We start from the raw sequence: 18,450 nt of genomic DNA, 5'->3' as shown, positions 1-18,450 counted from the left end.
CGTGCAAGAATCGCGGCATGGATGAGCATGACCGGCAGATGAGGGAACAGCAGTTGATGATCGTCGAGGCTCTGGTGCAGGCGATGGATCGGCGGGACGAGGTCTTCCAGGTGATTGAGGATTCAGAGGACTTGGACGAAGCAATCCGTCGCGTGGGTCAACTGTTGGGCGTGGGAGAAGTGCCCAGCCGGGCAGTCCTCGACATGCAGGCCAGAAGATTCACCCGAGACCAGCGTCAGGCCATCGCTTCCCATGCAGAAGAACTTAGATCAAGGTTGCCCGATGGACACTGAACCGCGCCTGACGGCGGCATCGGTGGTCGCATGGGTTCTGACTGGCGCTCAGCCTGGCCAATACGAGATCGCTCCTGAGGACTCTCAGAAGCGGTCTCGTTCCGAGGCCACGCCAGATCGTGGACCAGGTCGGCTAACTAGTGGACGATTCTCATCTCGTGCGAGGTCTGATTGAGTCGCCGTCCGCCGTCGGGAACGACCGTCACAATGTCCTCGATCCGTACGCCGAACCTGCCCGGCAGGTAGATTCCGGGTTCGATCGAGAAGCACATGCCGGGGTGGAGGATCTGGGTTTCGCCCTCGACCATGTACGGCGGCTCGTGAGTCGTCAGCCCGATTCCGTGCCCGACGCGGTGAATGAAGTAGTCGCCGTAGCCGGCTTCAGTGATCACCGCCCGGGACACGCGATCGATCTCCTGGCACTCGACGCCTGGACGCACGGCCTCGAACCCGGCCTGCTGCGCGAGTCTGACGATGTCGTGAACCTCGCGCTCCTCGGCGGTGGGCTCGCCGACGTGCACGGTCCGCGTCGTGTCTGATCCGTAGCCGTGTTTGAGGCCGCCGAAGTCGAGCACCACCATGTCCCCGTCCTCGATGATCCGCGGGCCGATCTCGTGGTGAGGGTTGGCTCCATTCGGACCCGAACCGACGACGGTGAAGTCCACCTGCGAATGACCGAACTGGCGAAGCAGGTCGGCGAGATCAGATCCGACGTCGGTCTCGCTGCGCCCAGCGAACCGCACGGTGACGATCTCCTCATACGCCTGGTCTGCGGCCGCGCCGGCCGCCGCCAGCCGCTCGATCTCGTCGTCATCCTTGATCGCCCGAAGCATCGGCAGGGCGGTCGTCATCGAGACGTAGGACGACTTGGGCAGCCGATCCTGCAGGCCGAGGAGGTGCATGGCCCAGGCCGAGTCAGAGACGGCATAACGTCCGGTGCCGGCCATCAGCGTGGCAGATTCCGTGTAGGGGTCGCTCCCGTCGGTCCAGTCCGTGATCCGCAGATTCGAGGCGCCGGCGGCCGCTTCCGCGTCGGACCTCTCGAGCCTCGGAACGATCATGGCGGGCTCCGCGTCGACGGGGATCACGAGCATGGTGATGCGTTCAGTGATGGCCACGGGTGCATACCCGGTGAGGTACAGCAGGTCCGGTCCGGGAGTGACCAGGATGCCGTCGAGCCCGGCATCCTGGGCGGCGTGGGCTGCTCGCCGCAACCGATCGGCGAAGTCACCGGCGGTGAACGGAGCCGGCTCGGAAAGGCCGCGGTGATCACTCATGGTTCGCATTCTCGTGCGCGGGGCATCACCGGTCAACCCATCGCCCGGACAACCGCTCCAGTCACTCTGGAATCACCCGTCGCGGGTGAGCCTTCGGGCACAGACGCTTCAGGATGCCGAATCCCGACGTTACGGCTGCTCATCCATCGGAAAGGCGACAGCTTCGCCCACCACGCGAAGCCGCAGCTCCGTGCCGGGGCGGGCGATCGAGGCGTTCCAGTGCCGGATCGTGATGATTTCCCCGCCGCCGGGGTAGCGGTGGTCCGGGATGGCGCCGGCGGCAAGGACCGGCGGGACGGGGAGTTGGAGCCGCACCGTGGTTTCGGGGCCGAAGTAGTCCGTGTCCACCACCGTGCCGCGGATGGGGCCGTCCTCGGAAATGCGGATCTGCTCGGGCCGCAGCATCAGCTGGACCCGGCCCTGGGCCGGCGGGCGGCGCACGGGGATCCCGCCGAGCGAACACGTGGCCAGGGAGCCTTCCATCCAGGCATCCAGGATCACGGCGTCGCCCAGGAACTCGGCGGTGGCGCGGTCAGCCGGGCGCGTGTAGACGACGAACGGGTTGCCGATCTGGGCCAGCTTGCCGCCGCGCATCACGGCCACTTGGTCGGCGAAGGACAGCGCCTCGGCCTGGTCATGCGTGACGAGGATCGTGGTGACGCCGGCGTCCTTCAGCACCTGGGCCACGGCGCGGCGGGTGGCCACCCGCAGGCCGGCGTCCAGGGCGGAGAAGGGCTCGTCCAGCAGCATGAGCGCGGGCTTGCGGGCCAGCGCCCGGGCGAGGGCAACCCGCTGCTGCTGGCCGCCGGAGAGCTGGTGCGGGCGGCGCTTGGCCATGGCCGGGTCCAGTGAGACCATTTCCAGCAGCTCGCCCACCCGCGCCTTGACGCCGCGGCGGCCGCCGGGCAGCTGGGCGGCGTCCAGGCCGAAGGAGATGTTCTGCCCGACCGTCAGGTGCGGGAACAGGGCGCCGTCCTGGGCGACGTAGCCGACGTGCCGCTTGTGGGCGGGGACCCAGGCGTTCTCCCCGGCCACCTTGGACCCGTTGAGCGAGATGCTGCCGGTGTCCGGGTGCTCGAAGCCGGCAATCAGGCGCAGGAGCGTGGTCTTGCCGGAGCCGGAGGGTCCCACGATCGCCGTCGTTCCGCCCTTGGCGACGGAGAGGTTGACTCCCTTGAGGACGGCCTGGGGCCCAAAGTTCTTGGTGACGGCGTCGATTTCCAGGTGGCTGTTGGTGCTGGTGGCCACGGAAGCCGCGACCCGCGGCTCGGGGAGGCGCGAGGGGGCCTCACGCGACGGGTAGACATCGGTCACTGTCCGGCTACTTTCTTGGACTGCTGGAAGAGGAGATAGGTCATGGGCGCCGAGATCAGGATCATCAGCAGCGCATAGGGGGYGGCGCCAGCGTAGTCGATCTCGCTGCTCTTGCTCCAGAACTCGGTGGCGAGGGTGCGGGTTCCGTTGGGCGAGAGCAGGAGGGTGGCGGTGAGCTCGTTGACAATCCCCAGGAACACCAGGGCGGCGCCGCCAGCCGCGGCGGGGGCCGTGAGCCGCAGCGTCACGCGCAGGAAGGCCAGCAGCGGCGGCTTGCCGAGCACCTGGGCGGCCTCGTCGAGTTCCTTCGGTGCCTGGGACAGCCCCGAGCGGATGTTCACGAGGGCCCGGGGGAGGAACAGCAGCACGTAGGCCGCGATGAGCAGCGCTGAGGTCTGGTACATGCTGGGAACCATCCGGATGCTCACGGTCACGAAGGCCAGGCCCACCACAATCCCTGGCATGGAGCTGGTGATGTAGTTGGACAGCTCCAGGGACTTGCTGAACCAGCCGGGACGCCGCACTGCCAGATAAGCCATGGGGAACGCGACCACGGTGGTGGCGACGGCCGCCGCGAGGCCGTAGGCCAAGGTCTGCAGGAGGGCCGGCATGAATTCCTCGGCGGCCCAGATTTCCGGCCCGCCGGCGACGATCCAGCGCAGCACAAACGTTAGCGGCAGCCCGAACGCCAGCCCGGTGAGGGCGATCAGGGACAGCTGGGCGGGGAGCTGGTAGGCGTGCAGGGGCAGCCGCAAGGCGCGCGCCTGGGCCCCGGAGCCGATCCTGGCGTACCGGGCGCTGCCGCGGCTGCGGACCTCCACGAGCAGCAGGATCAGGCAGAGGAACACCAGGACGCTGGCCAGCATGTTCCCGGCGGTGCCGTTGAACGTGGACTGGTACTGGACCATGATCGCGGTGGTGAAAGTGTCGAAGCGGATCATCGCGAAGGCCCCGTATTCGGCCAGCAGGTGCAGCGCGACCAGCAGCCCGCCGCCGGTCATGGCGATGCGCAGCTGCGGGAGCACCACGCGGAAGAACGCGCGCCAGGCGCCGAGGCCGAGGGAGGCGGCGGACTGTTCGATCGCCGGGTCCAGGCGGCTGAGCGTCGCGGCGGCCGGGATGTACACGAGCGGGAAATAGGACAGGGTGGCGATCAGGACCCCGGACCACAGCCCGCCAAGGGACGGCACCGCGGAAACCCACGCGTAGCTGTTGACGAAGGCGGGGATGGCCAGCGGGGCGGCGAGCAGCACGGCCCACCACTTGCGGCCCACAAGGCTGGTGCGTTCGACGAGCCACGCGCCGCCGACGCCCAGGACGAGGCACAGCGGCACCGTCACCACGGTCAGCAGCACCGTGTTGAGCAGGAGTTCGCCCACGCGCGGGCGGAAGATCAGGGCCATTGCGGTGTCCCAGCCGGTGGAGGCTGTCATGAAGACCACGTAGGCCAGGGGCACCAGGGAAAACAGGGCGATCAGGACCGCGATGATGGACACGACAGAGACGCCGAAAGGCGGGCGGGGGCGTTTACCCCTGCCCGCCGTCGTCGTGTCAGTCGTCAAATCCCCAGAGGGACCGGGGATCGCCAGCTTGTTAGTCACTGCGGCTACAGCAGTCCTGCCTGGGTCATCAGCTCGGTGACCTTGGCGGAATTGAGTTTGGCGGGATCCACGGTGGGGGCCTGCAACTCCTTGAGCGGAACCAGCTTGTCGTTGGACGGGACGTCCGAGCCGACAGCGTATTCGAAGGAGGTGCCCTTCTGGAGCACTTCCTGGCCCTTCTTGCCGGTGATGAACTTCAGGAAGGACTGGGCCGCTGCGGCGTTCTTGGCAGACTTCAGCACGCCGCCGCCGGAGATGGAGACGAAGGCGCCCGGGTCCTGGTTCTTGAAGTAGAACGGCGTGACGTTGTTGGAGTTCTCGCCGGTCTTGGCCTGGTCGCCGTAGTAGTAGTAGTGGTAGATCAGGGCGGCGTCGACTTCACCGGCGTTGACGGCCTTCATGGCCGTGCTGTTGCCCTTGTACGGCTTGGAGTTTTCCTTCATGCCCTTGAGCCAGGCCTCAGTGGCGGCTTCGCCCTTGAGTTCCAGCAGGGCCGAGACGATCGCCTGGAAGTCGGCGCCCGATGGCGAGGCAGCCCACTTGCCCTTCCACTCGGGGTTGGCCAGGTCCAGCATGGACTTGGGCAGCTTGTCGGCGCTGATCTTGTTCTTGTCGTAGACCAGCACGGTGGAGCGGGCCGCGATGCCGGTCCACTTGTTGGTGGAGGGGCGGAATTCGGTGGGGACCTGGTCCACGGTGGCCTTGTCCACATCCGCGAAGAGGCCGGCGTTTTCCACCTGGGCCATGGCGGGGGAGTTCTCGGTGAGGAAGACGTCCGCCGGTGAGGCCTGGCCTTCCTGCACGATCTGGTTGGACATCTCGGTGTCGTCGCCCTGGCGCACGGTCACCTTGATGCCGGTCTCGGCGGTGAAGGCGTCGATCCACTCTTTGGTCAGGGATTCGTGCTGGGCGTTATAGACCGTGATCTCGCCGGCGGCGGAGCCGTTGGCGGCTGCGCTGCTGCCGGCCGTGGCGGAGGAACCGGAGCCGCAGGCGGCCAGGCCCAGGGCGGCAGTGGCGGCCAGGGCGATGCCCGCCAGCGCGTTGGTGCGGATCTTCATGGGGCTACTTTCTACAAGGAAGTCGTCGTAGTGCCCTGCCCCCCGTGAGCGGGGAAGTTAGGGCATGCTCACTAAGAAAGACTGTAGGTTAGCCAAACCTAAGCGACCAACCTGAGGCTGGTTTAAGTGATGAGGATCACATCAATTACGATACTATTGCGTGACGTAATTGTCGCTGGGTTATCGGGCGGGCGCCTGCGCGATCGAGGCGGCCGCCTCCAGCACCATCCAGGCCTGCAGCTGCGTGGAGAGCTCGACGGCGGCGCCTTCCGGGTAACTGCGGCGTGCCGGCGCGTCGGTGCGGTCGGAGAAGACCAGATGGCTGCCGCGGCGCGCGAGGCGGTCGTTCGGAGGGAGGATCCGGCGGCCCTCCCAGAGGGCCTCCGCCGTATCGTTCACGAGCGCCGCCGCCGTGGCCCGGGTTTCGGCTGGGAGGCGTTCGTCGACGGCGGCGAGGGCCAGGTAGCGGACGAGGATCCCCGTGAAGAGCCCGCCGTCGCCCGTTCCCTCGCAGCGCAGCACCGCGGCGGTGCGGCCCAGCAGCGGGGCCGGCTGCGTGAGGTTGGCCGCCACGGCGTCCACCAGCGCGGCCGCACGCCCGAGGTTGGGCTCGCCCCCGAGTTCCAGCAGGGCGCCGAGGACGGGCCCCTGGTTGTAGGTGTAGATGGTCTCTTCCAGCACCGCCTCGCCCGTTCCGGAAATCCGGAGGCCGTCGCGGTACAGGCCCTGTCCGGGCTCGTAGAGTCTGGCGTCCAGCCAGTCCAGCAGGGACTGCGCCTTGGTCCGGTTGCCGGTCCGCGCGTAGTAGAGGGCCACGGGTGCGGTGGCGGGGGTGTTCTTGAAGTCGCGCTTCGTGCTCCAGAATGTACCGCCGCCGAGGTCGTCCGTGGAAGCGGAGTCGAACTGCAGGGTCAGGCTTTGCAGGACCTTGGCGTTGCGCTCCCGGCCGGTGTGTTTGCGGGTGTCCTCGGCGAGCTTGTCCAGCCGGAGCGTGGCAAGGGCCAGCCAGGCCATGTCGTCGTAGTAGTTGTTGACCACGGTGAGGAAATTGCGCAGCCGGATGCCTGTGACGAGCCGGGAGGCGAGCCGGCCGGCGCTGGGCCGGTTCTCGCCGTCGAACTTGGCGCCCGGATGCCCGGGGGACCCCAGTTCCCGGCGGCCGGCGTCCACGAGGCAGTCCAGGTAGTGTGCCTGCCACCAGTAGTGCCAGGGCCGGGACAGGTTCTTCAGCCGGCCCGAAGGCCGGAGGATCGCGGCGATGTGGGTGCCGGGGAGGAAAAAGAGCCGCTGCCCGAAGAGCCTGGTCACTGAGCGGGCGGCCTCGTCCGCACGGAAGGACCAGTTGGGGGCGGAGGCGTCGGCTCGGGTCATGGCTCAAGCGTAATCGCGGGAGCCCGTCCGGCCCGCGACTGTGACTGCGCCCTCGGCGTGTGCGGCCCAAAGGTGCGCATTGGCCGCATTCCAGTTAACATTCACTAACTAATGTTCCCCGCGGGCCGCCTCTGCGGGCGCCGCCCGCGTCGAGGCTTCGCCGCCGGGGTTCGGTTCCACATCAAGGAGGATGGATGGACATCAAGGGTACTGTCGCGCTGATCACGGGCGGGGCCTCCGGTCTCGGAGCGGCCACGGCCAGGCGCCTGTTCGACGCCGGCGCGTCGGTGGTCCTCGTGGACCTGCCGGGTTCCGCCGGGGACGCCTTTGCCGCCGAACTGACCGCATCCGCCGCTGCCGGCGCTGGAGAAGCTGCTGCCGGAGGCGGCCGCAGGGCCGTCTTTGTCCCGGCCGACGTCACGGACGAGGCGCAGGTGCAGGCCGCCGTCGACGCCGCCTCAGCATTGGGCCCGCTGCGCATCGTGGTCAACTGCGCGGGGATCGCCACCCCCGGCAAGGTCCTGGGCCGCGGCGGCGTCCTCCCGCTGGAGGCCTTCAACCGCGTCATCCAGATCAACCTCGTGGGCACCTTCAACGTGATCCGCCTCGCCGCGGCCGCCATGGCAGCCACCGAGCCCGCCGCCACGGAACTCGGCGGCCCCGAACGTGGCGTCATCATCAACACCGCCTCCGTTGCCGCGTTCGACGGGCAGATCGGCCAGCCCGCCTACGCCGCCTCCAAGGGTGCCGTCGCCGCCATGACGCTGCCGATTGCCCGCGAACTCGCGCGCTCGCTGATCCGGGTGGTCACCATCGCGCCGGGCATCTTCGAGACTCCCATGATGGCCGGCCTGCCCCAGGAGGCGCAGGACTCCCTGGGCCAGCAGGTGCCGCACCCGTCGCGGCTGGGCCGGCCGGCCGAATACGCGAACCTCGCCGCGCACATTGTGGAGAACGCCATGCTCAACGGCGAGACAATCCGCCTCGACGGTGCCATCCGCATGGGCCCGAAATGACCGGGTCTGAGATGGCCGCTGCCGAAGTGACCGCGGCAGGGCCGGCCGCCACGGCGGCCCTGGCCGCACCGTCTGTGGCGGGGCTGCCCACGGCGGACTTCTTCGACTACGAAGCCCTGCTCAGCACGGCGGAGCGGGCCAAGCTGGCACAGCTGCGCGAGTTCCTGGCCGCCGAGGTTGCCCCGTTCGCCACGGACTGGTGGAACAAGGCCGAATTCCCGGCCCACATCCTGCCCAAGCTGGCCGCCTTGGAGCTCAGTGCCCCGGCCCAGCGCGGCTACAGCAACCTGTTCGCCGGGATCGTCATCGCCGAGATGACCCGGGTGGACACCTCGCTCGCCACCTTCTTCCTGGTCCACCATGACCTCTTCGTGGAGTCTCTCTACGGCTTCGGCTCCGAGGAGCAGAAGGCGCGCCTGCTCGAGGACGCGGCAAGCCTGCGCACCACCGGTGCCTTTGCCCTCACCGAACCGGACCACGGCTCGGACGTTGCCGGCGGCATGGAAACCCGGGCCCGCCGGGTCCCCGGCGGCGCGGCCGGCGGCGGCGACATCTGGGTGCTCAACGGCGCCAAACGCTGGATCGGCAACGGCACGTTTTGCGACTACATGCTGGTCTGGGCCCGGGACGAGGCCGACGGCGGCATCCGCGGCTTCATCGTCGACGCCACCTTGCCGGGCGTGAGCCGGAGCCGGATCGAGAACAAGATTGCCCTGCGCACGGTGCAGAACGCGGACATCGTCTTCACCGACGTCCGGGTGGCCGAAACGGACCGCTTCGCCGGGATCAGCAGCTTCGAGGACACCAACGAACTCCTGCGCGGTTCCCGGATCATGGTGGCCTGGCAAGGTGTGGGGCAGCAGCTCGCGGCGTTCGACGTCGCCCGGCAGTACGCCGTCGAACGCCAGCAGTTCGGCCGCCCGCTGGCAAAGTTCCAACTGGTCCAGCAGCAGCTGGTCACCATGCTCGGCAACGCCGTGGCCAGCATGGGCATGATGGTCCGGATCGCCCAGCTGCAGGACGCCGGCGCTGCGGACATGCCGCAGGTGGCCCTCGCCAAGTCCTATGTCAGCGCCCGGATGCGCGAAACCGTCGCGATGGGCCGGTCCCTGCTGGGCGGCAACGGGATCGTCACCGACTACCGGATGGCCAAGATCTTCTCCGACGCCGAGGCGATCTACACCTACGAGGGCTCGTTCGAGATCAACACCCTGATCACGGGCCGCGCCGTCACCGGGGTGTCCGCGATCGTCTAGAAGACGGCTTTGACCGTTTAGACCGTTTTAGAAGAGGCCGGGTTCCTTCTCGCCGGCCTCGATCTTCACATCAAGGCTGTTGTTCCGCACCGGCATGGGGCAGGTGCCGTACGGGGTGAAGGCGCTGGGGTAGTTGATGGCCCGGTTGAAGTCCAGGATCACGGTATTGTCCGGGCGGGGTTTTGCGGTGGACACCTTCCGCCACTCGTCCGTACTTTCCCCATTGGTCTCGTCGTGGAACGTCACCGTCAGGGCACCGAGCTTCTCCTCCTCGGCCTGCAGGTGGATCTCGTGGTCCGCGCCGGGAAGCCGGAAGACCAGCTCGCCGACCGAGCGGTGGACCCCGTCCACGAGCGGGTTGGCCGTGCCGATCGGGACATCCACAGGCTCGGGGTAGGGCACGAACCGGGCCTCGATGACCAGGTCCGGGCGGAAGCCGAAGGTGGGCACGCCATCGAACTCCGTGAACACCGGCGACTGGGAGTCGCGGGTGCGGATGGCGTACTTGTCCGCCCGCATGGCGAGCTCCACCACCACCTGGCGGCCGTCGTCGCCGCCGTACCGGACCCACATCAGTGATTCCTCGTCGGCGAGCACGGCGCTGATGGTCCCGTCCACGGGTTCGCCGGTTTCGACGAGGGTCAGACCGTCGGACGCGACGGCCGTGAGGAACGCCGCGGTGCCGTCCGTGGACCAGAGGCCGGGGGCGAGCTCGACGGCGGCCGGCTCGCCTTCCAGCCACTGGAAGGAGGTCAGCGTGAGCCAGCCGTGCTCGCTGGCGAGGGCCGTGTTGCGGCTGTTCCGGAAGCGTTGCCAGCGGGCCAGCTGCGGGTTCTGCACTGCATCAGGCGTGGGCTTCGAGCCAGTCCCGGGTTCAGGGGCGGTCATGGGCACCTCCAAGGGGTTTCAGCTGGTGGCGGGTGGGGTGTTAAGGCTGGCCGCAACGAGCTGGGCGGCAGTAGTTCCGGCTGCGGCGGCCGCGGCCGGGTCGCCGTCGAGCACCCCGCTTGCCAGGCCGCCGTCGAGTACCAGTGTCAGGCTGCGGGCGAGCTGGTCCGGGTCCCGGGCGCCCGCGCGCGCGGCGAGGTCCCGGATCCAGGCGCGGATCTGCCGCTTGTGGGCCACGGTCCGGTCGTGGACGCGGGTGCCGGCGGCCGACTCGGCGGCCGCGTTGATGAAGGCGCAGCCGCGGTAGCCGTCGCGCCGGCAGGCGGCTGTCAGGGCATCGAACAGGCCCACGAGCTGCGCGGCCGGGTCCTCGCCGGCGGCCTCGGCGGCGGCGTGCAGCTGCCCGGTCCAGACGCTGTCCACCTTCTCCAGGTAGGCCAGCATGAGGTCGTCCTTGGCCGGAAAGTACTTATAGAACGTGGCTTTCGCGACGCCGGACTCGGCGATGATGGTGTCGATGCCGGCGGCCCGGAAACCCTGCGCGTAGAAGAGCCGGAAGGCAGTGGCCAGGATCTTCTCCCTGGCATGCCCGGCGGGGGTGCGGGCAGCCGGGGCGGCAGTGGCTGCTGGCGAGGTCATGGCTCAATCGTACACAGACAAGTCTGTCTACGCCGCAATGTCATTCGCGTTGAACCTCGTCAATGACGTACCGCCGGCCCGCCCCCGCCTGATCCGGCGGCTACGGGCGGGCGGCCAGACCCCGCACGAGCAGCCGCCAGACCTCGCGCAGCTCGGCCCCGATGGCGGGGTCCGACCATTCCGAAGCGTGCAGCGGGTGGTGGAACCGCGCCGTGGCGTGCAGGACGGCGCGGCCGGCCGGCACCGGATCCGGGACGGCGAATTCGCCGCTGCTGACGCCGTCGGCAATGATCTCGGTGAGCGCTGCGGCCAGGTGGTCAACGTGGGCCGCCACCACTTCCCGCGCCTCGGCGGTCAGCTGGCCGAACGTGGCAAACAGCTCCGGATCGTTCAGCGCCATGCCCTGCTTGATGGCCGCGAGGCGTTCGAGCCAGCGGAGCAGGCGTTTCGCGGCAGGGCCGTCCGTATCGCGGGCGGGATCCAGCGGCTCCGCGAGGCGGTCCAGCCAGCGCCGGGCCACCGCGTCCCGCAGCGCCACCTTCGTGGGGAAGTGCCGGTACACGCTGCCGTGGCTGACGCCCAGGGCCTTCGCGACGTCAACCACCGTGGCCTTGGCCGGCCCAAAGCGCCGCAGCACGTCTTCCGCGGCGTCGAGGATGCGCTCTTCCGTCAGGACGACGGCGGCAGGGGTCACCGGCGTTCGCTGTCGAGCATGGCCATCTGGCCTGCGTCGTAGCGGGTGCCCGCGGCGGCGTCGGCCGGGACGGCGGCCTCGATCTCCGCGAGGTCCGCGCCGGAGAGGACCAGTTCGGCTGCTCCCAGCGATTCGGTGAGCCGCTCGCGGCGGCGCGCGCCGACGAGGGGCACGATGTCCTCGCCGCGGGAGAGGACCCAGGCGATGGCGAGCTGGGCGACGGTCGCGCCCTTGCGGTCCGCGATTTCGCGGAGCCGTTCGACGAGCTCGAGGTTCCGCTGCAGGTTCTCGCCGGAGAACCGGGGCAGGTGGGCCCGGAAGTCGCGCCGGTTCCCAGTTCCGGCGGCCGGCCAGTGGCCGGACACCAGGCCGCGGGACAGCACGCCGTATGCCGTGATGCCGATGCCCAGCTCCCGGGCCACCGGCAGGATGTCCTGCTCGATGCCACGGGAGAGGAGGGAGTACTCGATCTGGAGGTCCGAGACCGGGTGGACGGCGTTGGCGCGGCGCAGGGTGTCGGCGCCGACCTCCGAGAGGCCGATGTGGCGGATCAGGCCCTGCTGCACGAGCTCGGCCAGTGCTCCCACGGTCTCTTCCACCGGAACGGACGGATCCAGGCGGGCCGGCCGGTAGATGTCCACGTAGTCGGTGCCGAGGCGCCGGAGGGTGTAGGCCAGGAAGTTCTTGATGGCCACCGGACGGGTGTCCACGCCGTTCCATCCGCCCCGGGCATCGCGCAGGACGCCGAACTTCACGCTGATCTGGGCGCTCTCGCGCCGGCGGCCGCGGATCGCCTCGCGCAGCAGCATTTCGTTGTGGCCCATGCCGTAGAAGTCGCCGGTGTCCAGCAGGGTCACGCCGGCGTCGAGGGCGGCCTGGATCGTGGCGACGCTCTCGGCGTCGTCGGCGGGGCCGTAAAGATCGGACATGCCCATCAGGCCGAGGCCGATGGCGGCGGTGCTGGGGCCGGTGGAGCCCAGGGTGCGGGGGGTGCCGAGAGTAGAAGTTGTCATGCGATGACCATACAACAATCAGCTGACAGATTTCAATCTTTGTCAGCTGAGATGGGGTGGACGGGGCCTCGGCATGCGCTTATTGCCGTAGACAGGTCTGTCTGATAGCGTCATGCCCACACGTAGACGAACCTGTCTACTCCACGACTTCAGAATGAGGACGCCATGAAGATTGCAGTACTGGGAACCGGCATGGTGGGGCGCACAATTGCCGGCGCACTGGCAGGGCTGGGGCACGACGTCGTGATCGGCACCCGCGACCCGCAGGCGACGCTCGCCCGGACCGAGCCGGACATGATGGGCACCGCGCCGTTCGCCGAGTGGCACGCCGCAAACGCCGGAGTCGACGTCGCCGCCTTTGCTGACGCGGCATCCGGCGCCGAGCTGATCGTCAATGCCACCAACGGTGCCGGCTCGCTGGCCGCGCTGGCCGCAGCGGGGACCCCGAACCTCGCCGGCAAGATCATCATGGACATCGCCAACCCGCTGGACTTCTCGCAGGGCATGCCGCCGTCGCTGAACCCGGTGAACACGGACAGCCTCGGCGAAGAGATCCAGCGGTCCTTCCCGGAGGCCAAGGTGGTGAAGACGCTGAACACCATGACCGCGTCCGTGATGGTCGATCCGGCACGGGTGGCCGGCGGTGACCACACGGTGTTCGTCTCCGGGGACGACGCCGGCGCCAAGGCGGCCGTGACGGAACTCCTCAAGGGCTTCGGCCACCGCGACGTGATCGATCTCGGCGACATCACGAGTGCCCGCGGGGCGGAAATGATCCTGCCGATCTGGCTGCGGATCTGGGGCGCGCTGGGAACCGGCGAGTTCAACTTCAAGATCGCGCGCTAACCCCTTCACCCGCCAAGCCCGCAGCAGGGGCCGTTCTGGGCGCTCAGAACGGCCCCTGCTGCGAACTGGTTGGGGTCCCGGGGGAGGGGCGTCGGCGCGGCGCGGCGGGGCCTGACACTATCTGAGACGGAATTCCAGCAGGGAGTGCCTGCGGGTAACATCCCATGGGAAGAAGTAATCGGGCTCACAGTATCCAGCGCAGTGTACGAGCCAAGTCGACCCCTCGAAAGATAGTTTCCATGGCTGACACTGCAATGCATTCCGACACCGATCTTGCCGCCGAACTCCGGGCTGATGTCCGCCGGGTCTCCACCCTCCTCGGCGAATCCCTGGTCCGCCAGCACGGCCCCGAGCTCCTGGACCTGGTGGAGCAGGTGCGCCTGCTGACCAAGGAATCCAAGGAAGCCGCCCGCGGCGGCGCCGACGCTACAGGGCCGTGGAGCTCGTACGACGTCGTCGCCCAGGTCCGCGAACTGCTCGGTTCCCTGCCGCTGGAGCAGGCCACCGACCTGGTCCGCGCCTTCGCGTTCTACTTCCACCTGGCGAACGCCGCCGAGCAGGTCCACCGGGTCCGCGGGCTGCGCACCCGGCAGGAGAAGGACGGCTGGCTCGCCAAAGCCGTGGAGGAGATCGCGGACCAGGCCGGCAACTCCGTGCTGCAGGAAGTCGTCAACGAACTCGACGTCCGCCCCATCTTCACCGCACACCCCACCGAGGCCTCCCGCCGCTCCGTGCTGGACAAAATCCGCCGGCTCTCGGACATCCTGTCCGAATCCACGGCGGAGGGCACCTCCGCGCGCCGCCGCCAGGACCGCCACCTGTCCGAAGTGATCGACCAGATGTGGCAGACGGACGAGCTCCGCCAGGTCCGCCCCACCCCCGTGGACGAGGCCCGGAACGCCATCTATTACCTCACCGGCATCCTTAGCGACGCCATGCCGGAAATGCTCTCGGACCTCTCCGAGTTGCTTGCCGAGCACGGCGTCACGCTGCCGCCACAGAAGGCCCCGATCCGCTTCGGCTCCTGGATCGGCGGGGACCGCGACGGCAACCCCAACGTCACCGCCGCCGTCACCCGCGAAATCCTCCAGATCCAGAACCAGCACGCCGTGCGGATCAGCATCGGCCTGATCGACGGGCTCATCTCCATCCTGTCCAACTCGACCGCGCTGGCCGGGGCGGACCAGGAGCTCCTGGACTCGATCGACGTCGACCTGGGGAACCTGCCTGGCCTGGACCGCCGCGTCCTCGAGCTGAACGCTCAGGAGCCCTACCGGCTCAAACTCACCTGCATCAAGGCCAAGCTGATCAACACCGGCCGCCGGGTCGCGGCCGGATCCGCGCACGAGCCCGGCCGCGACTACACCGCCACCGCGGAGCTCCTCGCCGAGCTCGGCCTGCTCGAACGGTCGCTGCGGAACCACCACGCGGCCCTCGCCGCCGACGGCGCCCTGTCCCGGGTCCGCCGCGCCATCGCCTCCTTCGGCCTGCACCTGGCCACCCTCGACATCCGCGAGCACGCCGACCACCACCACGACGCCGTCGGGCAGCTCATGGACCGCCTTGGCGGGCCCGGTGTCCGGTACGCGGAACTCAGCCGCGCCGAGCGGCTCGAGGTGCTGGGCTCCGAACTTGCGTCCCGGCGTCCGCTCTCCGGCCACCCGATCAAGCTCGACGGCGTCGCCGACGGCACATACGACGTCTTCCGGGAGATCCGGCGGGCCCTGCGCACCTACGGCCCCGACGTGATCGAGACCTACATCATCTCCATGACCCGCGGCGCGGACGACGTCCTGGCCGCGGCCGTGCTGGCCCGCGAGGCCGGCCTGGTCAGCCTGTTCGGCGAGGCGCCCTACGCCAAGATCGGCTTCGCGCCGCTGCTGGAGACAGTCGACGAACTCCGCGCCTCGGCCGAGATCGTGGACCGGCTGCTCTCCGATGCCTCCTACCGCGAGCTCGTCCGGCTCCGTGGCGACGTGCAGGAAATCATGCTCGGCTACTCGGACTCCAACAAGGAATCCGGCGTCATGACGAGCCAGTGGGAAATCTACAAGACCCAGCGCAAGCTCCGCGACGTGGCCGCCAAGCACGGCGTCCGCGTGCGCCTTTTCCACGGCCGCGGCGGCTCTGTGGGCCGCGGCGGCGGGCCGACCTACGATGCCATCATGGCCCAGCCCAACGGCGTGCTCGAGGGCGAGATCAAGTTCACCGAGCAGGGCGAGGTTATCTCGGACAAGTACTCCCTGCCGGAGCTGGCCCGGGAAAACCTCGAACTCTCCCTGGCCGCGGTGCTGCAGGGCTCGGCCCTGCACCGCACCCCGCGCACCTCGGAGGACCAGCGCGTGCGCTACGGCCACGTCATGGAAACCGTCTCCGACGCCGCGTTTGCGCGCTACCGCACGCTGATTGATGACCCGGATCTGCCCGCCTACTTCATGGCTTCCACCCCGGTGGAGCAGTTGGGTTCCCTCAACATCGGGTCGCGTCCGTCCAAGCGCCCCGACTCCGGCGCCGGGCTCGAAGGGCTCCGCGCCATCCCATGGGTGTTCGGCTGGACACAGTCGCGGCAGATCGTTCCGGGCTGGTTCGGCGTGGGCTCCGGCCTCAAAGCCGCGCGCGAGGCCGGTAACTCGGCCCAGCTCAAGGAGATGATCGAGGGCTGGCACTTCTTCCGCTCGGTGCTCTCCAATGTTGAGATGACCCTGGCGAAGACGGACATGGACATTGCCGGCTACTACGTCTCCACCCTGGTGCCGGCGGAACTGCACCACCTGTTCCGTGCCATCCGGGCCGAATATGATCTCACGGTCGAGGAGATCCAGAACCTCACCGGCGAGCACGTGATCCTCGATGCCCAGCCCACCCTGAAGCGCTCCCTCGAGATCCGGGACCAGTACCTCGACCCCATCAGCTACCTGCAGGTGGAACTGCTGCGCCGCGTCCGGGCCGAGGCCGCGGCGGGCATGACCGGGGCCGAGATCGACGAACGGCTCCAGCGGGCCATGCTGATCACGGTCAACGGAGTCGCCGCCGGGCTGCGCAACACCGGGTAGCCTGCACCTCGGCCCAGACGCTCCCTCAGATCCTGCGGTTATTCCCCGGACGCTCCCTCTCCCGGTGAGGGAGCGTTGGGGTTTTGGGTGCGGAAGGTGAGGGAGCGTGGCGGCGCGGCTAGGGTTGTTCCATGCCGTCGTTCCAGACCAGACTGAAGATCACCGGGCTCAAGCCGGGCACCGCTCCCGAAACCGTCATGGCCGCGGCCATCGAGGCGCTTGGGACGCGGCACCACGTCGAATCGCACCAGCTTGAGCTCGCCGGCGGCGTACCGCAGCTGAACCTGCGCTTCCTGGTCGAGGCCACCGCCTACAGCGCCGAAAACAGCCAGGCGCTGGAGTCGGCAGCCATGATGCGCGACGCCGTCGAACGCGTTGCGCTCACCGGCGCGCTGACCGTGCTGCGCCGCAGCCGCGGCCGCTGGGCGCCCGTCTAAAAGTCCAGTTCCTCGTCCGGGTCGATCACGGCGGACTCCACGGGGGAGGGGTTGCCCCGGCGCCGCGTCACGATCACGCCCACGACCGCTCCGACCAGCAGCCCGACGCCGACGCCGATCAGGGAGCTCGCCCAGAAGGGCAGCCCGGTGGCGGAGCCCATGAAATAGCCCAGTGCCACGGACCAGGTTGCCCAGAGCAGGCCGCCGAGGGCCGCGCAGAGGCTGAACCCGCGGGTGGAGACGTTGGCGATGCCCGCCGCGGCCGTCGTGGCCAGCCGCCCGCCGGGGATGAAGCGGAGGCCGATGATCGCGCCGTAGGTGGAGGACCGGCCGGCTTTCGCGATCGCCGAATGCACCGCCGCGTGGAACCCCAGGCCCCATTTCCAGCGGTCGAGCACGTGGCTCAGCCGGCGCTTGAACAGCTGGAAGACGAGAAGGTCACCCAGCCATGAGGACGCGGCGGCGAGGAGCACGACGAGGAAGCCGTTGATGCGGCCCTCGGCTGACAGCGCGCCGCCGGTGATGACCAGCATTTCCGAGGGGACGGGCGGGAAAATCGCATCGCCGATCACGAAGGGGAAGATCCAGAAATAGATCGCGGCGCCCCAGCTGTCCGCATTTCCGAAGTCCATGGGCACAAGGTACCGCACTTCCAGCCGCTAGCGGGCCTCGCTGAGTTCCAGTCTGCTGCGGTATTCCACCGGGCTGCCGGAGATGGGGTCCACGAAGCGGATCCCGCGGGCCAGGAGCTGCAGCGGCTTGGCGTAATTGTCCGGAGCCTTGTCCAGCAGTTCCGGGTAGAACGCATCGTTGACGATCCCGAGGCCCAGTGAGGCCATGTGCACGCGGAGCTGGTGGGTCTTACCGGAGTGCGGCTCCAGCCGGTACAGCGCGCGGCGGTGCGGGCCGCCGTCGACGTCGGGTGCGTCACCGTCGGGTGCGCCGGAAGCGTCAAACGTGCGCAGACGCTCGATCCGGGTTTCCGCGTTGGGTTCGCCGTCGACGACCTCGGCCAGCAGGTAGCTGCGGGACTTGGTCATCCGGTTCCGCACCACCACAGGGAAGTCCACCGGGGGATGGCCCGGAGCGGGCTCCGCGGCGGACACACACTCGTATTCCTTCTGGACCTGGCGCTTTTCGAAGAGCACCTGGTATTTGCCCCGGGTCTCGGGGTTCGTGGAGAGCAGCAGGATGCCGGCGGTCATGCGGTCCAGACGGTGCATGGGAATCAGGTCCGGGAGGCCGAGCTGGTTCCGGAGCCGAACCAAGGCCGATTCCTGGATGTAGGTCCCGCCGGGGGTGGTGGGCAGGAAGTGCGGCTTGTCCACCACCAGCAGGTGATCGTCCTGGTGCAGAATGTTCAGCTCCACCGGGATCCGGGTCTCCGGCGGCAGGGTCCGGTAGTACCAGATGAACGTGTGGTCCTGCATCGGCGTGGTGCGGTCCAGGGCGATCCCTGCCTCGCCGACGATCTCGCCGGCGTCGAACCGGTCCTCGATGCCCTGCGGATCGATGTGCCCCCAGCGGTGCATCATGTAGTCCAGCGCGGTCTCCCAGGGACCCTCGTCCGGCAGGCGCAGACGCGTCGCGTTGACGCCGTCGCGCACGGGAAGGGGGGATTGCATCACCCGACCATTCTACGGGCCCGGCCTCCAGCGCCCCTGCGCAGTGCTGCCGCGACCGCCGCCGCG

17 protein-coding genes are annotated in these 18,450 nt (G+C 68.7%); 6 read left to right on the top strand and 11 right to left on the bottom strand.

Going from position 1 to position 18,450, the window contains the following annotated elements:
* Window positions 1-17 precede the first annotated feature (17 nt).
* A complete protein-coding gene (locus AC1D1A_RS09510) occupies window positions 18-293 on the top strand; it encodes a DNA gyrase subunit A (RefSeq protein WP_476850567.1) in 276 nt (91 codons plus the stop codon).
* Window positions 294-430: 137 nt separating this feature from the next.
* Here the strand turns inward: AC1D1A_RS09510 and AC1D1A_RS09505 are convergent, their stop codons facing one another.
* The 5 genes from AC1D1A_RS09505 to AC1D1A_RS09485 all read right to left on the bottom strand — a co-directional run bounded on the left by AC1D1A_RS09505 (window position 431) and on the right by AC1D1A_RS09485 (window position 6,917).
* Window positions 431-1,570, bottom strand: a complete 1,140-nt coding sequence (locus tag AC1D1A_RS09505; RefSeq protein ID WP_476947609.1) for an aminopeptidase P family protein — start codon at window positions 1,568-1,570, stop codon at window positions 431-433.
* Between the two features lie 129 nt (window positions 1,571-1,699).
* On the bottom strand, window positions 1,700-2,884 hold the full coding sequence (locus tag AC1D1A_RS09500; RefSeq protein ID WP_476857856.1) for an ABC transporter ATP-binding protein: 1,185 nt from the start codon (window positions 2,882-2,884) through the stop codon (window positions 1,700-1,702).
* A complete protein-coding gene (locus AC1D1A_RS09495; protein ID WP_476947608.1) occupies window positions 2,881-4,380 on the bottom strand; it encodes an ABC transporter permease in 1,500 nt (499 codons plus the stop codon). Before AC1D1A_RS09495 ends, AC1D1A_RS09500 begins: the two co-directional genes overlap by 4 nt.
* 110 nt (window positions 4,381-4,490) lie before the next feature.
* A complete protein-coding gene (locus AC1D1A_RS09490) occupies window positions 4,491-5,546 on the bottom strand; it encodes an iron ABC transporter substrate-binding protein (protein ID WP_476947607.1) in 1,056 nt (351 codons plus the stop codon).
* A 180-nt stretch (window positions 5,547-5,726) separates the two neighbouring features.
* The gene (locus AC1D1A_RS09485; protein ID WP_476857858.1) at window positions 5,727-6,917 is read right to left on the bottom strand and encodes a glycoside hydrolase family 76 protein; all 1,191 of its coding nucleotides are present in this window, start codon (window positions 6,915-6,917) and stop codon (window positions 5,727-5,729) included.
* Window positions 6,918-7,111: 194 nt separating this feature from the next.
* Here AC1D1A_RS09485 and AC1D1A_RS09480 point away from each other — a divergent pair, with 194 nt between their 5' ends.
* Together AC1D1A_RS09480 and AC1D1A_RS09475 are read left to right on the top strand one after the other, a co-directional pair.
* Entirely contained in the window at window positions 7,112-7,933 is an 822-nt protein-coding gene (locus AC1D1A_RS09480; RefSeq protein ID WP_476860089.1) for an SDR family NAD(P)-dependent oxidoreductase, read from the top strand.
* Between the two features lie 11 nt (window positions 7,934-7,944).
* Window positions 7,945-9,189 (top strand): acyl-CoA dehydrogenase family protein, encoded by a 1,245-nt coding sequence (locus tag AC1D1A_RS09475; RefSeq protein ID WP_476887698.1) that lies wholly within the window; start codon window positions 7,945-7,947, stop codon window positions 9,187-9,189.
* Between the two features lie 27 nt (window positions 9,190-9,216).
* On the opposite strand, the gene AC1D1A_RS09470 is transcribed toward AC1D1A_RS09475, so the two are convergent.
* From AC1D1A_RS09470 to AC1D1A_RS09455, 4 genes are all read right to left on the bottom strand, one after another.
* Window positions 9,217-10,077, bottom strand: a complete 861-nt coding sequence (locus AC1D1A_RS09470) for a DUF1684 domain-containing protein (protein ID WP_476860091.1) — start codon at window positions 10,075-10,077, stop codon at window positions 9,217-9,219.
* 18 nt (window positions 10,078-10,095) lie between these two features.
* Window positions 10,096-10,716, bottom strand: a complete 621-nt coding sequence (locus AC1D1A_RS09465) for a TetR/AcrR family transcriptional regulator (protein ID WP_476857860.1) — start codon at window positions 10,714-10,716, stop codon at window positions 10,096-10,098.
* A gap of 100 nt (window positions 10,717-10,816) precedes the next feature.
* Complete coding sequence (locus tag AC1D1A_RS09460) at window positions 10,817-11,410, bottom strand: TetR/AcrR family transcriptional regulator (RefSeq protein ID WP_476871000.1); 594 nt, start codon at window positions 11,408-11,410, stop codon at window positions 10,817-10,819.
* Window positions 11,407-12,423 carry an aldo/keto reductase gene (locus AC1D1A_RS09455; protein ID WP_476857861.1) on the bottom strand — a complete coding sequence of 339 codons (1,017 nt, stop codon included), beginning with the start codon at window positions 12,421-12,423 and terminating at the stop codon, window positions 11,407-11,409. The genes AC1D1A_RS09460 and AC1D1A_RS09455 overlap by 4 nt, the downstream gene beginning before the upstream one ends.
* A gap of 165 nt (window positions 12,424-12,588) precedes the next feature.
* On the opposite strand from AC1D1A_RS09455, the gene AC1D1A_RS09450 reads away from it, so the two are divergent.
* The 3 genes from AC1D1A_RS09450 (at window position 12,589) to AC1D1A_RS09440 (ending at window position 16,759) form a co-directional block, all read left to right on the top strand.
* Window positions 12,589-13,269, top strand: a complete 681-nt coding sequence (locus tag AC1D1A_RS09450) for an NADPH-dependent F420 reductase (RefSeq protein ID WP_028278076.1) — start codon at window positions 12,589-12,591, stop codon at window positions 13,267-13,269.
* Window positions 13,270-13,508: 239 nt separating this feature from the next.
* A complete protein-coding gene (gene ppc / locus AC1D1A_RS09445; protein WP_223914454.1) occupies window positions 13,509-16,322 on the top strand; it encodes a phosphoenolpyruvate carboxylase in 2,814 nt (937 codons plus the stop codon).
* Window positions 16,323-16,453: 131 nt separating this feature from the next.
* Window positions 16,454-16,759 carry a hypothetical protein gene (locus tag AC1D1A_RS09440; RefSeq protein ID WP_476850576.1) on the top strand — a complete coding sequence of 102 codons (306 nt, stop codon included), beginning with the start codon at window positions 16,454-16,456 and terminating at the stop codon, window positions 16,757-16,759.
* On the opposite strand, the gene AC1D1A_RS09435 is transcribed toward AC1D1A_RS09440, so the two are convergent.
* Both AC1D1A_RS09435 and AC1D1A_RS09430 read right to left on the bottom strand, forming a co-directional pair.
* Window positions 16,756-17,391 carry a DedA family protein gene (locus tag AC1D1A_RS09435; protein ID WP_476850577.1) on the bottom strand — a complete coding sequence of 212 codons (636 nt, stop codon included), beginning with the start codon at window positions 17,389-17,391 and terminating at the stop codon, window positions 16,756-16,758. The genes AC1D1A_RS09440 and AC1D1A_RS09435 overlap by 4 nt on opposite strands.
* A gap of 27 nt (window positions 17,392-17,418) precedes the next feature.
* On the bottom strand, window positions 17,419-18,384 hold the full coding sequence (locus tag AC1D1A_RS09430) for an RluA family pseudouridine synthase (RefSeq protein ID WP_476947648.1): 966 nt from the start codon (window positions 18,382-18,384) through the stop codon (window positions 17,419-17,421).
* Window positions 18,385-18,450 lie beyond the last annotated feature (66 nt).

It is taken from the genome of Arthrobacter sp. P1_B9 (assembly GCF_056406495.1).
This window is presented reverse-complemented; position numbering and strand designations above follow the sequence as displayed.

What these genes read in the sequence shown, in the direction of transcription:
- AC1D1A_RS09505 (WP_476947609.1), bottom strand. Translation starts at nt 1,570, where the DNA reads ATGAGTGATCACCGCGGCCTTTCCGAGCCGGCTCCGTTCACCGCCGGT.
- ppc (WP_223914454.1), top strand. Translation starts at nt 13,509, where the DNA reads ATGGCTGACACTGCAATGCATTCCGACACCGATCTTGCCGCCGAACTC.
- AC1D1A_RS09470 (WP_476860091.1), bottom strand. Translation starts at nt 10,077, where the DNA reads ATGACCGCCCCTGAACCCGGGACTGGCTCGAAGCCCACGCCTGATGCA.
- AC1D1A_RS09485 (WP_476857858.1), bottom strand. Translation starts at nt 6,917, where the DNA reads ATGACCCGAGCCGACGCCTCCGCCCCCAACTGGTCCTTCCGTGCGGAC.
- AC1D1A_RS09455 (WP_476857861.1), bottom strand. Translation starts at nt 12,423, where the DNA reads ATGACAACTTCTACTCTCGGCACCCCCCGCACCCTGGGCTCCACCGGC.
- AC1D1A_RS09490 (WP_476947607.1), bottom strand. Translation starts at nt 5,546, where the DNA reads ATGAAGATCCGCACCAACGCGCTGGCGGGCATCGCCCTGGCCGCCACT.
- AC1D1A_RS09430 (WP_476947648.1), bottom strand. Translation starts at nt 18,384, where the DNA reads ATGCAATCCCCCCTTCCCGTGCGCGACGGCGTCAACGCGACGCGTCTG.
- AC1D1A_RS09480 (WP_476860089.1), top strand. Translation starts at nt 7,112, where the DNA reads ATGGACATCAAGGGTACTGTCGCGCTGATCACGGGCGGGGCCTCCGGT.
- AC1D1A_RS09475 (WP_476887698.1), top strand. Translation starts at nt 7,945, where the DNA reads ATGGCCGCTGCCGAAGTGACCGCGGCAGGGCCGGCCGCCACGGCGGCC.
- AC1D1A_RS09440 (WP_476850576.1), top strand. Translation starts at nt 16,454, where the DNA reads ATGCCGTCGTTCCAGACCAGACTGAAGATCACCGGGCTCAAGCCGGGC.
- AC1D1A_RS09510 (WP_476850567.1), top strand. Translation starts at nt 18, where the DNA reads ATGGATGAGCATGACCGGCAGATGAGGGAACAGCAGTTGATGATCGTC.
- AC1D1A_RS09465 (WP_476857860.1), bottom strand. Translation starts at nt 10,716, where the DNA reads ATGACCTCGCCAGCAGCCACTGCCGCCCCGGCTGCCCGCACCCCCGCC.
- AC1D1A_RS09450 (WP_028278076.1), top strand. Translation starts at nt 12,589, where the DNA reads ATGAAGATTGCAGTACTGGGAACCGGCATGGTGGGGCGCACAATTGCC.
- AC1D1A_RS09435 (WP_476850577.1), bottom strand. Translation starts at nt 17,391, where the DNA reads ATGGACTTCGGAAATGCGGACAGCTGGGGCGCCGCGATCTATTTCTGG.